The 12,584-nt window shown below is 66.4% G+C and carries 14 protein-coding genes; 5 read left to right on the plus strand and 9 right to left on the minus strand.

All coding sequences use genetic code 11. The features are described from left to right. Positions 1-20: 20 nt before the first annotated feature. Positions 21-677, plus strand: coding sequence for an HD domain-containing protein (locus tag H6G16_RS00165; protein ID WP_190388313.1), 657 nt, complete (start codon positions 21-23; stop codon positions 675-677). 73 nt (positions 678-750) lie between these two features. On the opposite strand, the gene H6G16_RS00170 is transcribed toward H6G16_RS00165, so the two are convergent. The 5 genes from H6G16_RS00170 to H6G16_RS00190 all read right to left on the minus strand — a co-directional run bounded on the left by H6G16_RS00170 (position 751) and on the right by H6G16_RS00190 (position 5,646). Next, positions 751-1,266 (minus strand): GNAT family N-acetyltransferase, encoded by a 516-nt coding sequence (locus tag H6G16_RS00170; protein WP_190388314.1) that lies wholly within the window; start codon positions 1,264-1,266, stop codon positions 751-753. 38 nt (positions 1,267-1,304) lie between these two features. Further along, positions 1,305-2,663 carry a chromate efflux transporter gene (gene chrA, locus H6G16_RS00175; protein ID WP_190388315.1) on the minus strand — a complete coding sequence of 453 codons (1,359 nt, stop codon included), beginning with the start codon at positions 2,661-2,663 and terminating at the stop codon, positions 1,305-1,307. After that, the gene (locus H6G16_RS00180) at positions 2,660-3,439 is read right to left on the minus strand and encodes a class II glutamine amidotransferase (protein WP_190388316.1); all 780 of its coding nucleotides are present in this window, start codon (positions 3,437-3,439) and stop codon (positions 2,660-2,662) included. Before H6G16_RS00180 ends, chrA begins: the two co-directional genes overlap by 4 nt. A gap of 5 nt (positions 3,440-3,444) precedes the next feature. Continuing rightward, the gene (locus H6G16_RS00185) at positions 3,445-4,458 is read right to left on the minus strand and encodes a sulfate ABC transporter substrate-binding protein (RefSeq protein WP_242036058.1); all 1,014 of its coding nucleotides are present in this window, start codon (positions 4,456-4,458) and stop codon (positions 3,445-3,447) included. Positions 4,459-4,629: 171 nt separating this feature from the next. Then, on the minus strand, positions 4,630-5,646 hold the full coding sequence (locus tag H6G16_RS00190; protein ID WP_347238734.1) for a sulfate ABC transporter substrate-binding protein: 1,017 nt from the start codon (positions 5,644-5,646) through the stop codon (positions 4,630-4,632). A gap of 187 nt (positions 5,647-5,833) precedes the next feature. Between H6G16_RS00190 and H6G16_RS00195 the strand changes: the two genes are divergently transcribed. Continuing rightward, entirely contained in the window at positions 5,834-6,265 is a 432-nt protein-coding gene (locus H6G16_RS00195) for an Rrf2 family transcriptional regulator (protein ID WP_190388318.1), read from the plus strand. A gap of 163 nt (positions 6,266-6,428) precedes the next feature. Then, entirely contained in the window at positions 6,429-6,983 is a 555-nt protein-coding gene (locus H6G16_RS00200; RefSeq protein WP_190388319.1) for a Crp/Fnr family transcriptional regulator, read from the plus strand. Between the two features lie 133 nt (positions 6,984-7,116). Here the strand turns inward: H6G16_RS00200 and H6G16_RS00205 are convergent, their stop codons facing one another. After that, positions 7,117-8,124: a sulfate ABC transporter ATP-binding protein gene (locus H6G16_RS00205; protein ID WP_190388320.1), complete on the minus strand. Its 1,008-nt coding sequence runs from the start codon at positions 8,122-8,124 to the stop codon at positions 7,117-7,119. Positions 8,125-8,242: 118 nt separating this feature from the next. On the opposite strand from H6G16_RS00205, the gene cysT reads away from it, so the two are divergent. Both cysT and H6G16_RS00215 read left to right on the plus strand, forming a co-directional pair. After that, positions 8,243-9,088, plus strand: a complete 846-nt coding sequence (gene cysT, locus H6G16_RS00210) for a sulfate ABC transporter permease subunit CysT (RefSeq protein WP_190388321.1) — start codon at positions 8,243-8,245, stop codon at positions 9,086-9,088. A 43-nt stretch (positions 9,089-9,131) separates the two neighbouring features. Next, positions 9,132-9,992 (plus strand): sulfate ABC transporter permease subunit, encoded by an 861-nt coding sequence (locus tag H6G16_RS00215; protein ID WP_190388322.1) that lies wholly within the window; start codon positions 9,132-9,134, stop codon positions 9,990-9,992. Between the two features lie 33 nt (positions 9,993-10,025). On the opposite strand, the gene H6G16_RS00220 is transcribed toward H6G16_RS00215, so the two are convergent. The 3 genes from H6G16_RS00220 to H6G16_RS00230 form a co-directional block, all read right to left on the minus strand. Further along, the gene (locus tag H6G16_RS00220) at positions 10,026-11,069 is read right to left on the minus strand and encodes an HPP family protein (RefSeq protein ID WP_190388323.1); all 1,044 of its coding nucleotides are present in this window, start codon (positions 11,067-11,069) and stop codon (positions 10,026-10,028) included. A gap of 9 nt (positions 11,070-11,078) precedes the next feature. After that, the gene (locus H6G16_RS00225) at positions 11,079-11,321 is read right to left on the minus strand and encodes a hypothetical protein (RefSeq protein ID WP_347238735.1); all 243 of its coding nucleotides are present in this window, start codon (positions 11,319-11,321) and stop codon (positions 11,079-11,081) included. Positions 11,322-11,472: 151 nt separating this feature from the next. Next, positions 11,473-12,417 carry a hypothetical protein gene (locus H6G16_RS00230; RefSeq protein WP_190388325.1) on the minus strand — a complete coding sequence of 315 codons (945 nt, stop codon included), beginning with the start codon at positions 12,415-12,417 and terminating at the stop codon, positions 11,473-11,475. Positions 12,418-12,584 lie beyond the last annotated feature (167 nt).

Consider the following 12,584-nt stretch of genomic DNA (forward strand, 5'->3'; position numbering starts at 1 on the left):
GAAGCCCCAGCTGGGAACCGATGCCCATCACCCCCCGCTATGGCGACGCGCTGGCCTGGGCCGATGCACTGCATCGCGACCAGCGGCGAAAGGGCAAGGCCGTGCCCTACATCTCCCACCTGATCGCGGTCAGTGGCCTGGTGTGGGAAGACGGCGGCACGGAGGATCAGGCGATTGCCGGCCTGCTGCACGACGCCATCGAAGACGCCGGCCAGAGCCACAGCTCCATTGCCGAACGCTTTGGCGTGGTGGTGGCCGACATCGTGCGCGACTGCACCGACACCAGCGAAGAGACCCCGGCAGGCGAGAAGGAGCCCTGGCTGCTGCGCAAGACCCGTTACCTCGAAGCCCTGGCGCACAAGCCCGAGACCTCCCTGCTGGTAACAGCGGCCGACAAGGCCCACAACGCCCGCGACATGGTGCTGGATGCCCGCCGCGATCCGGCGATGTGGAACAAATTCAATGCCGGGCTGGAGGGCTCAGCCTGGTACCTGCTGCGCATGCACCAGCAGCTCAGCCATCGCCTGCCCCAGAGCCGCTCCACCGAACTGCTGGGGGAAGCGGTGCGCGAAATCCTGGCCAGTGCACCCTTCCAACAACTTGTGCCCGAGGGCATGGCTGCGGCCGTGTGGGCAGCCAGCTACGCCGAGCGGCAGGTGGGTGGCAGCACAAGCTGAGTTGCACGCAGGGGCTAGTGCGGGGCTCGCGCATCGGCGCCAGCACGGTGGCGATCGTGGATCGGCACCACCGTTATGGGGTTGCCCCATCCACCAGCCCCTGCACCATCACCAAGGCATCCACATAGCCCAACTGGCTGTGGCGAAACGCCCCCGGCAGGGTGCCCACCACCGCAAAGCCATTACGCAGCCAGCAGCGGATGCCGGCGGTGTTGGTGCTCACCACCAAGTTGAACTGCATCGCCCGAAACCCCAGCCGCCGGGCCTCCTGCAGCGAGTGCTGGCAGAGACGGCTGCCGATGCCCTGGCCGCGGCAGTGCTCCGCCACCACCGTGCCGGCATTGGCCACATGGGCCCCCAGGGCCAGGGAGTTGGGTCTGAGGTAGTAGGTGCCCACCACGGCCCCCGCCCCTTCCACGGCCACCATCACCGCCTGGCTCTGCTCCACCCACGCCGCCAGGGCTTCTGACTCGCTGATCCCTGGGTCGTGGGGAAAGGTTTCACCGGCGCGGAACACCGGCTCCAGCAACGCCCACACCGCGGGCCAGTCGGCCGGCTCGTAGGGGCGGATCTGCAGGGGGGATGACACGTGGACCAACGCTCCGGGCTTTGCTTCTCTGCGGGCGCTCAACTGGAAAGCGCCGCCACCCCTGCCAGCAGGGCACCGAGGCCCGCCGCCGCACCGATCACCTGGAGCACGCTCCAGCGCAGCCGCAGCTGGGCAAACAACGCGGCCGCCACCACCAGTGCCGCCCAGGGATTGAAGGCGCCGGCGGGCCAGAGCACCGGGCCGGCGAAGAACAGCGCCAGGCTGGCGATCACCCCAACCACCACCGCCGTGATGGCGCTCAGTGGCGCGCCGAAACGCAGATCCCCGCGGCTCGCCTCCACCAGGGGTGCCCCGGCCAGGATGAAGCCGAAAGACGGCAGGAAGGTGAACCACACCGTGACGGCCACCGCCGCAAGGGCCAGGGGCCAGGGGCTCAAGCCAGCGGCGAGCGACTGGTTCCAGCCGCCCATGAAGCCCACGAACGCCACCACCATGATCAACGGCCCCGGGGTGGTCTCCCCCAGGGCCAGGCCGTCGAGCATCTGCGGAGCCGAGAGCCAGCCAAAGTGCTCCACCGCGCCCTGGGCCACGTAGGGCAGCACGGCATAGGCCCCGCCAAAGCTGAGCAGCGCCACCCGCGTGAAGAAGCGGGCCATCAACGCCAGGGTGCCGCCCCAACCGCCGGCGATCGCCAGGGCGGCGAGGGGCAGCAGCAGGGCCAGGGCCCAGATCAACAGGGTGAGGGCCAGGCGGCGGCGGCAGAAGCGGGCGTGCTCGGGAGTGTCGGTGTGGTCGTCGTGGAGCGCATCCGGCCGATCCCCATCTGGGTTGGCCGCCGCGGATCCATGGGCATCACCACGGCGCAACAGGGCCGGTCGCCAGCGGGCGACCAGCAGGCCGATCACGCCCGCCGCAATCACCACGAGCGGATAGGGCAGATCCAGCAGGGCCAGGGCCAGGAAACCGGCAATAGCCAGGCCCACCAGCAGCGGCGTGTGCAAGGTGCGGCGGCCGATGCGCCAGGCGGCCATCAGCACGATGGCCAGCACCGCCGGTTTGAGCACGGCGAACACCGAGGCCAGCAGCGGCAGCTGCCCCCAGAGCGCGTAGACGCTGGCCAGGGCCGTGAGCACGAATACCGAGGGGATCACGAACAGTCCACCGGCGATCAGCCCGCCGGGCACGCCGTGCATCAGCCAGCCCAGATAGGTGGCCAGCTGCATGGCCTCGGGCCCCGGCAGCAGCATGCAGTAGTTGAGGGCGTGCAGGTAGCGCCGTTCCGAGAGCCAGCGGCGCCGATCCACCAGCTCGCGATGCAGCAGGGCGATCTGCCCGGCCGGCCCCCCGAAGCTCACCCAGCCCAACTGAAACCAGAAGCGGGAGGCCTCAGCGAGGCTCACGGCGCGGGGCGTGGCAGACGAAACCGTTGGCGTCATGGATTGGTTTGGCAGAGCAGCTCACCGTTGCTCCACAGCATCGAGCATCCGGGGGCGATGGCCTGCCAATGCTCATCGGTGGTGAGTGGCTCGGTGCTGAGGATCGTCACCACATCCTTGGCGGTGGTGACCCTGGAGAAATCCACCTGGACCGGCGGATCCACCAGGGTGGCGGTGCGAAAGGGGGCCCGGCGCGTGAGCCAGTGCAGGCCAGTGGTGGCGGTGGCGAACAGCCACTGGCCGTTGCTGATCAGGGCGTTGAACGTGCCGCGCTGGGCCAAGTCTGTGGCGCAGCGGTGCAGCAGAGCGGCCAGCGCTTCCGGGTCCGTGGCGTCCACGCCGGCTGCATCGAGCTGATCGAGGATCCAGCAGAAGGCCGCTTCGCTGTCGGTGTCGCCGAAAGGCCGGTAGGGATCGCCATGGGGAATGGCTCCGGCGAGATTGCCGTTGTGGGCAAACACCCAGGTCTGTCCCTGCCAGCTGCGCGCAAAGGGATGGCAGTTCTCCAGCGCCACCTGCCCCTGGGTGGCCTTGCGGATGTGGGCGATCGACACCAGCGCCCGGGGAGAGCGGTCCGCCAGCTGATCCGCCAACAGCGAGAAGGCGGCCGGGGCGTCCTCCCGGATCAGGTTGAGCCCCGAGCCATCAGGGGTGAAGCTGGCCAACCCCCAGCCATCGGCATGCTCCCCACTCGCACCACCGCGGCGACTGAGGCCGCGGAAGGAGAAGGCCATGTCGGTGGGGGTGTTGGCGTTGAGGGCCAGCAGTTCACACATCGGCTTCAGCGCGACTTGGCAAAGAGGCGATCCCAGAGGCCGCCGTTGTCGAAGAAGGTCTTGTTCACGGCCTCCCAGCCACCGAAATCTTTCACGGAGAAGAACTGCTTCACCGGCGCAAAGCGGCTTTTCACCTGCGCCCACACCGTGGGATTGGTGGGCCGGAAGCCCTCCTCGGCGAAGACCTGCTGGGCCTCCTCGGAAAACAGATAGGCCGCCAGGGCCTCAGCGGCCTTACGGGTGCCCTTGCGATCCACCACCTGGTCGACCACGGCGACGGGCCCCTCGATGCGGATGTTGAGCTCCGGCACCACAAACGGCGCCTTGAGATCACCGGTGCGGGTGGCCAGGATCGCTTCGTTCTCGTAGTTCAGCAGCACGTCACCCTGGTCGCGCTTGAGGAACACATCCGAGGCCTCACGGGCGTCCTTGGGGAGGTTCTCGACGTTCCGGTAGACGCTCGTCACATAAGCCTCCGCCGCCTGCTGGCTGCCGCCGGTCTGGCTGATCGATCCCCAGAGGCCGAGGAAGTTCCAGCGGGCGCCACCGGAAGTCTTGGGATTGGCCGTCACCACCGTGACCCCGGGCTTGACCAGATCGTTCCAGCTGCGGATTCCCTTGGGATTGCCAGGCCGGGTCAGGAAGGCCACAGCGGAGTTGGTGATGATGCTGCCGCTGGGCAGCTCCTGCTCCCAGCCGGGCTGGATCAAACCGGCCTGCTGCAGCTTCAGCACATCAGCCGAAAGCGCCAGGGTGGCCACATCGGCCTCCAGCCCGTCGATGATCGCCCGCGTCTGCGTGCCCGATCCGCCATAGCTGGTGCGGATCTTGAGGTCCTGGCCCGTTTTGGCTTTCCAGTCGGCCGCGAACCGGGGCAGGATCCGGTCGTAGGCGCCTTTGGTGACGGCGTAGCTGACGACGAGCAATTCCTGCTGCTTGCTGGCCTCGCCAGTGGCAGATGGGGCCTTGGACGATTCGCAGGCCACCAGCAACAACGAGCCTCCAAGCGCAAGCAGCAAGGGGGCAACCAGAGGACGGGGGAGGACGGACCGAAAAATTGTCACCTAAGCCGATCGACAACTGTTAAATAATGATACCACGGTTACCCGGTCGACTTAACGACTGACTGGTGATCAAGCAAAAGCCCCGGCGACGAGCCGGGGCTTGATCGGGGCACTGCGCCAGCTGGCTCAGCGGCTCTTGGCGAAGATCTGATCCCAGATGCCGCCCTTGCCGAAGAACTTGCGATCCACGCCGGGCCAGCCGCCGAAATCGCCCACCTTGAAGAAGCTCACGTTCTGGAATTTGCCCTTCGCGTAGGCCTTGCCCTCCGGGGTGGTGGGGCGAAAGCCGTTGTCGGCAAAAACCTTCTGTGCGGCTGGCGAATAGAGGAAGCGCACGAAGGCTTCCGCCACCTTGCGGGTGCCGCGACGGTCCACCACCTTGTCCACGACGGTCACGGGTTGCTCGGTCAGCACGTTGGGGCTGAACAGCTTGTAGGGCGTGGTCCACTCCCCCTTGCGCCTGGCCAGGATCGCCTCGGTTTCCCAGTTCAACAGCACATCGCCCTGGCGACGCTTGACGAAGGCATCAGTGGCTTCACGGGCATCTTTGGGCAGCACATCAGCGTTCTTGTAGACGCCCGTGATGAAGCTGCGCGCCTGGGCCTCGCTGCCACCCGTGCGGGTGATGGCCCCCCAGAGGGCCAGGAAGTTCCAGCGGGCGCCACCGGAGGTTTTGGGGTTGGCCAACACCACATCCACGTTTTTGTTGTCGAGATCCTTCCAGCTGCTGATCTTCTTGGGGTTACCAGGCCGCACAAACACCGCCACGGTTGAGTTGATCGGCGTGGAGTTGCAAGGGTTCTCCCGCTCCCAACCGGACTGAATCAGGCCGGCCTGCTGAATCTTGTTGACATCAGCGGCCATGGCCAGACTGACCACATCCGCCTCCAGCCCGTCGATCACCGCGCGCGTCTGGGAACCTGAGCCGCCGTAGCTGCCCTGGAAGGTGACCGTCTGGCCGGTCCTCTTCTTCCAGTCGGCCGCGAAGAGCTTGAAGATCTGGTCGTAGGCGGTTTTGGTGACCGCATAGGAAACCACCGTCAGGCTCTGGGGCTTGGCCGGCTGCTGGGCCCGCACGATCGGCGCGCCCAGCGTTGCGGCGGCGGTTGCAGCCAGGGGCAGGGCGGATAGCGCGGCGAGCACCACGGACCGACGGGGCACTGGGCGGAACAGAGAGGTAGTTACCACGGTTCTTCGATCGGGAACCACAGGAAAGTAACCGCCGCCCTCAGCTCTGCGGTGTGCCTCAAGCCACACCCCTGGACGCCAATTTCCTATCCACTTACCGTTCTTTCCCTGTCAGAATGCCCGCAGCCTTGCGGGAGAAACGGTGGCATTCAGCGCCAAAACGGAATACGGCCTGGTCGCCCTCCTCGATCTCGCCACGGCCTATCCCAGCGGCGCATTGGTTCAAACCGGCGAAATCTGCCGGCGGCACGCAATTCCGGAGCGGTATCTGGAGCAGATGCTCACGGCCTTACGCAAAGGGGGCTTTCTGAAGAGCATCCGCGGTCCCCGCGGAGGCTTTCAGCTTTTCCGCTCTCCTGAGCAGATCACCGTGGCCGACGTCGAAGCCTGCCTGGAGGGGGAGACGAGCGAAGAGCGCAAGGGCGATCGGCAGGACGCCGAGTTCCAGGCCCTTGGCGTCCTCAGCCGCCGCCTTGAGGAAGCCCGTTGCACGATTCTCCGGCAGACCACGCTGGCCCACCTGCTTCAAGAACGAGACCGCCTGCGGCAGCCTTCACCCATGTTCTACATCTGAGACGCAGGCGCCTCAAAGCGTGTGCCCGAAAATACCGGTACCCCTATCGGGAATAGCGCATACTGTCGTTCAGTTGCTCGCCCGTCATGGCCTGTTCTCTGCGAATGCCTCGTTTGCTCCTCTCCGCCCCGATCGATGACCCGCCACGCAACCAGCCGACGCCATGACCATTGCTCTTGTGAAACGCCCCTTGCGCCTGACGCTGCACCCCCAGGACGTTCTCCCCGAGGGGATGAGCTGGAGGCTGCATGAGGGCTACGTGCGCTCTTCCACCTGGGATCCGGAAGGCGAGGCCATCACCCTCGGGCTCTGGGGACCTGGCGATGTCATCAGTTCTGAAGAGCCGATGCTGCAGCCCCTGGAGCTGCAATGCCTCACCACAGTCCTGGTGGAGCACGTTGAGCTGAGCTCGGATGAGCAGGACTGGCATCTGCGCCGCGAGCGTCAGATGCTGGCCGAGCTGCATGCCATCCAACGGATCCGCTCCGGCGAACGGCGGATGCTGGCCCTGCTCCATTGGATCGGCCGCACCTTCGGGCAGGTCAACAGTCATGGCTGCCGACTGTCGCTCAGCGAACTCAACCTCACCCATCGCAACCTGGCGGATCTCTGCGGTCTGACCCGGGTCACGGTGACCAAGATCTTGAGTCGCTTTCGTCAGGAGGGACAACTCGTCGTCGTTGGCGAGAACGATCTCCTGCTACCGAAGCTGCCATGACGCTCCAGACCCCTCCCTGGTGCCTGCACTGGAGCAGCGATGGAGAGCTCATGGATCCAGATCGGCAGGATCTGCTGACGCAGATGCTGCGAGGCCAGGACTCCGCGGGTTCACAGCCGACCCTGATCCCTGCTCAGATCACAAAGTCCGGCACAAAGGTGCGCGATTCACGGCTGGTGACGTGCAGGGCATCGCCGGCCTGAAGGTCGTGGTAATCCATGCGCTCCCGGGGAAGTTGGGCCACCACCTCTTCCCCGCCTTCGAGGATGAGTTCAGCTTGGATGTCGCGGCCTAGGTGCGTGAGACGCCGTAACACCGCTGGCACGCTGCCCTCCTGGGGCTCGCGGTGCAACTCCAGGTCATGGGGCCTGATGAACACCTCCCCCCGCTGGTTCCGATGGGGAGCCAGGTGGATATGGGACGGCAACACGTTCACCGCCCCGACGAAACGCATGACAAAGGGGCTGGCCGGTTGGTCGTAGATCTCGGCGGGGGTACCGATCTGCTCAACGCGCCCCTGGTTCATCACCACGATCTTGTCGGCCACTTCCATGGCCTCCTCCTGGTCGTGGGTGACGATCACGGTGGTGACGTGCATCTCGTCGTGGAGATTGCGCAGCCAGGCCCGCAATTCCTTGCGCACTTTGGCGTCGAGAGCGCTGAAGGGCTCATCGAGCAGCAGCACCCGGGGCTGAACGGCCAGGGCCCTTGCCAGGGCCACGCGCTGACGCTGGCCACCGGAGAGCTGGGAGGGGTAGCGGTTGCCAAACCCCTGGAGCTGCACCAACTCCAGCAGTTCATCCACCCGCCGCCGGATCGCCTCGTGCTTCCAGCCCCGCAGCTCCAGGCCGAAGCCCACGTTCTGACGCACGCTGCGGTGCTTGAACAGGGCGAAGTGCTGAAAGACAAAGCCCACCTGACGCTCCTGCACCGATCGGGTGGTGGCCTCCTCGCCGGTAATCCAGACCCGGCCGGCATCGGCCTCCTCCAGGCCGGCGATCAGCCGCAGCAAGGTGCTCTTGCCGGAGCCCGAGGGCCCAAGCAGCGCCACCAACGAGCCGGACTCGACATCGAGGCTGACGTTGTCGACCGCCCGAAAGGAGCCGAACTCCTTGCAGACGCCGGAGACCCGGATGCCCATGACCACCACACCAGCAGCAACGACAACACCCTAACCCATACTCCTTTTCCCTACCGGCATACCGTTGAATAAACCGCGACTGGGTGATACGGTCCGATCAGTTCGCGGCACGGCAGCCATGGCGCAAGCAGTCCCGCCCCGCCAACGGGGGCTCTCCTGGTCGTGGCGCATCACCTGGCTCTACCTCACCCTGGTGCTGTTCGTACCTCTGGGAGCCCTGGCCCTCAAGGCCTCTGCCGTGGGACCGGTCCAGTTCTGGGAGTTGGCCACCACCCCGGAGGCCCTGGCCACCTACCGCATCAGCTTCGGGCTCTCGATGCTGGCGGCCCTGGTGAATGGTCTGTTCGGGGTGGTCGTCGCGTGGGCACTGGTGCGCTGCCAGTTCCCTGGGCGCCGACTGCTGGACTCCCTGATCGACCTGCCCTTCGCCCTGCCCACCGCTGTGGCCGGGTTGGCGCTGGCTGCGATCTACAGCACCAATGGTTGGCTCGGGGCGCCGCTTCAGGCGCTGTTCGGACTGAAGGTGTCGTTCACCTGGCTGGGGGTAGCCATCGCCATGGTGTTCATCTCCCTGCCCTTTGTGGTGCGCAGCGTCGAGCCGGTGTTAGAGGCCCTGGAGCGCGACCAGGAGGAAGCCGCCTGGTGCCTAGGGGCGAGCCCGGTTCAGACCCTGACCAAGGTGGTGTTGCCCCAACTGATGCCCGCGATCCTTTCAGGCATGGCCCAGGGCTACAGCCGCGCTGTGGGCGAATACGGCTCCGTGGTGATGATCTCCTCCAACGTGCCCTTCAAAGACCTGATCACCCCAACCCTGATCATCCAGAAGCTGGAGGAATACGACTTCGCCTCCGCCACGGTGATCGGCATGGTGATGCTGCTGTTCTCCCTGCTGAGCCTGTTGGTGATCAACGGCCTGCAGGTGTGGGGTCGCCACTGGGAAGCCAATCCAGCCCAAAGCATCTAAGCGAAACGCGCTCGTGGTTCCACGTCCCCTTCCCTGACCTGCCATGCCTCCACGCCTTCAATCGCTGCGTCAACGCTTTCCTCAGCCCTCGGCTGCGCTGATCATCCCGGTGATTGCGTGCCTGTATGTGGGGGTGATCATCCTGCTGCCGGCCCTGGAGGTGGTGGCCGGCGCCTTCGCCAAGGGGGTCGGCCCCCTGATGGAGAACCTGGGCTCGGAAGAGCTGCGTTCGGCGGTGTTGCTCACCCTGCGCTGCACGCTGATCGCCGTTCCCGCCAACACAATCTTTGGACTGGCAGCGGCAACCGCCATCGCCCGGCGTCAGTTCCCGGGCAAGGCCCTGTTGCTCAGCGTGATCGATCTGCCCTTTTCGATCTCACCGGTGGTGGTGGGGCTGATGCTGGTGCTGCTGTACAGCCCCACCAACGGATTGCTGGGCGGCATCGTGAGCAGCCTGGGCTGGAAGATCATCTTCTCCTGGCCGGGCATGGCCCTCGCCACGATCATCGTCACCTTCCCCTTCATGGCCCGGGAAGTGATTCCCCTACTGGAGGAGGAGGGCTGGGATCAGGAGGAGGCCGCCCGCACGCTCGGTGCCAGCAATTGGCAGGTGTTCTGGAAGGTCACCCTGCCCTCGGTGCGCTGGGCCGTGGTGTACGGCCTGATCCTCACCACCGCACGGGCTCTGGGTGAATTCGGCGCCGTGGCCGTGGTGAGCGGCAACATCGCCGGCCAAACCCAAACGCTGCCCCTGTTTGTGGAGGATGCCTACAAGCAGTACGACACCGAACTGGCCTACGGCGCGGCATTGGTGCTCGGTGGCGTGGGCCTGGTGTCGCTGCTGCTGAAACTGGTGGTGGAGCAGCTGTTGGGTGGAGTGAAGGAGAACAGGCCAATCAACTGAGACGAGCAGCAGGGGGGGGACGGCTGCCAACCCCTAGGGCGATGGGCTGCGGAGCCAAGGCCCCCGCCTCCACCAGCGGGCCCGCACATGGGGAAAGCCGAACGCCAGCACTGCTGCCGAGGCGGTGATGCCGAGGACGTAATGGCCGTCGACATTGGGGATCAGCAATGGCAGCAGGCCCGCCGCGAGCAGGGGCGGCAGCGCCAGTCGCAGCCGCTGCATCAGCAGCAGGTTGAGCCCCAGGCTCACCGCCATCGCCACGGCGATGTGGGGCTTCAGCAGCTCGGTGACGAGCAGCCCCACCCCAGCGGCGATGCCGCAGGCCAGCGGCAGTTGCCAGGCCCGCCCCAGCCAGGGGCAGTGATCTGGCTCGGCGAAGCGCTCATGGGAGATCACGATCAGCGGCGGGAGCAGCAGCATCCGCCACCCCGTGAGCTGCACCAGCCCCACCATCAGGAGCAGGTAGATCCACCAGGGCCTCTGCCAGCCCGGGGGGGCGGCACCCTCCGCGGCAACCTGGGCCCCTGCTTCAGCCGACGCTCCCTGCCAGCGACGCACAACGGCCAGCAGGGCAGTCAGACCAATCAGCCCGAGGGCAATCTGCCCGGGGTAGGCCCAGCTGTGGATGCCCAGGATCACCGGCAGGGCAGCAGCCGAAAGCGCCGGCACCAGGCTGCTGCGCAGCAGGCTGAGCAACAGCCGGGTCGCCAGCACCGCCAACAGCAGCGCCAGGCTTTCGATGGGCACGTGGTTGTGGATCCACAGCCCGCACACCGCCGCCGCTGTGGGCACCCCGATCAGCTGCCAGGGCGATGCGGCCCAGCGGCTGTTGGGCCGGCTCAGCACAATCACGGCCAGGGGGCCCAGCTCCGGAAAGAGCAAAAAGCCCCAGCCCGGCAGGGTTGACAGGCCTCCAAGCAGGCTGCAATAGCCGACGGCCAGCATCCGGCCGCGCCAGACCTGGGCCGATTCAGCCGCCGTGGCCTGGGGAGAAGTGCTGGATGGGGGCAGCGGCGTGGAAGCAGCCACCGCCAATTCTGGATCCCGGCGACGGGCATGGCCAGCCCGGGCGCCCAACCCCTGGCCTCAGGCAGCTGCCGAGCGGCGCTGTTGCGTCGCGACGAACGCAGCCCCACCAGCCGCCACCACCAGACCACCGCTGACGGCCAGGAACACCAGGGTCTGCAGCAGCAGGAGACCAATCCCAATGGCCGATCCGGTCGCGATCTGCACCCTGGACTTGATCAGCAGGGTGAGCAGCAACAGCACCGTGGCTTTCAGGGCAAGCACCTTGGCCGCGCCGAACGGGCAGAAGGGATTCAGAAGCACGGGCTGACCTTGGAGGCTCTCCATGCTGGCAGGCTGGGGCGATGCCGTGGACGCCCTACGCCGATTTGATCTTCACCGCGGTGAGCACCACCAGCCTGTTGCTGGTGGTGTGGCTGGTGCTGCGGCCCAGGCCCTGAGCGCAGGGAGCCCATCACGACGGCAGCAGCCGGCGCGCGCCCAGCACGGTGAACACCGACACCGCCGCCGTGGCGCCAAGGTCTCCGCCGATGCCGGCCAGGCGGGGCTCAAAGCTCAGGCTGAACAGGGCAAACAGCAGGCCCATGGCGATCAGCATGGCCTGGGGGTGCCGGCCCAAGCGCTCGTGCGCCGTCATCCCCACAAAGCTGCTGCCCAGCCACACCACGGCGAGCGGTTGGGGCGTGATGCCGAGCGGGGCGGCCAGCAGCGGCAGCAGCAGCCCCACCAGAAGTGATGGCAAGGCGGAGCCCTGAATGGGCCCCAGGGCGCAGCGCTCACTGAGCCAGTGCGTCAGCAACGGGGAGGCCACCGCCGCGATCACCACCCCCAGCCGTTCCGCTGCCGAGTAGGCATGCAGCGGTGCGCCTGCCCCCAGGGCTCCGAAGGTCCAGGCCAGGCCACAGATGCCGAAGACGCTCAGGAAGGCGGTGGTGCCGAGTTTGCCGCCGATGCCGCCCCAGCTGTTGCTCAGCAGGGTGAGCACGGCGCCGGCCAGGGCACCGGCCAGCACCAACCAGCCGGGATGGTGCAAGACAAGCTTCGACGTCATCCCCGCAAAGGCTCCGCAATAGAGCGGTGCTGCAAGGGACATCGCGCCGCTCCGTCGCTCCAGCAGGGCCCCCAGGCAACCCACCAGGGCCGTGGCCGAAACCATGGTCATGAGCTCTGCCCGGCTGAGGGCCTGCACGGCAGTGGCGCCCAACGCCCCCAGCACGATTGGCAGGACTGCGGGCCAACGGTGCGGGCCGTGGTCGGCATGCTGCCGAAAACCAACCACCGTCAGAACCCCGAGCAGGATGAAGGCCACCACCTCTGGTCCTGATGCCCCTATCACAAAGGCATCGAGGTAGAAGATGGCGAGCACAGCCGCCATCAGGAGTGCCAGGGGACGGGGCATCGGACTGGGTTGAAGACCATTCATCCTGGACAGGCTGGTCAGGGTAAAGCCGACGATTGGGCGGATCGATCCCAGATCCTCAGCATTACATGGTTGGCATCGCCGGAAACAAAGACGGACTGACGACCGGTATCGCGATCATAGAGATGACGTCTCACTGCACCACT

It is taken from the genome of Cyanobium sp. FACHB-13342, from assembly GCF_014697415.1.
GTDB lineage: Bacteria > Cyanobacteriota > Cyanobacteriia > PCC-6307 > Cyanobiaceae > Cyanobium_A.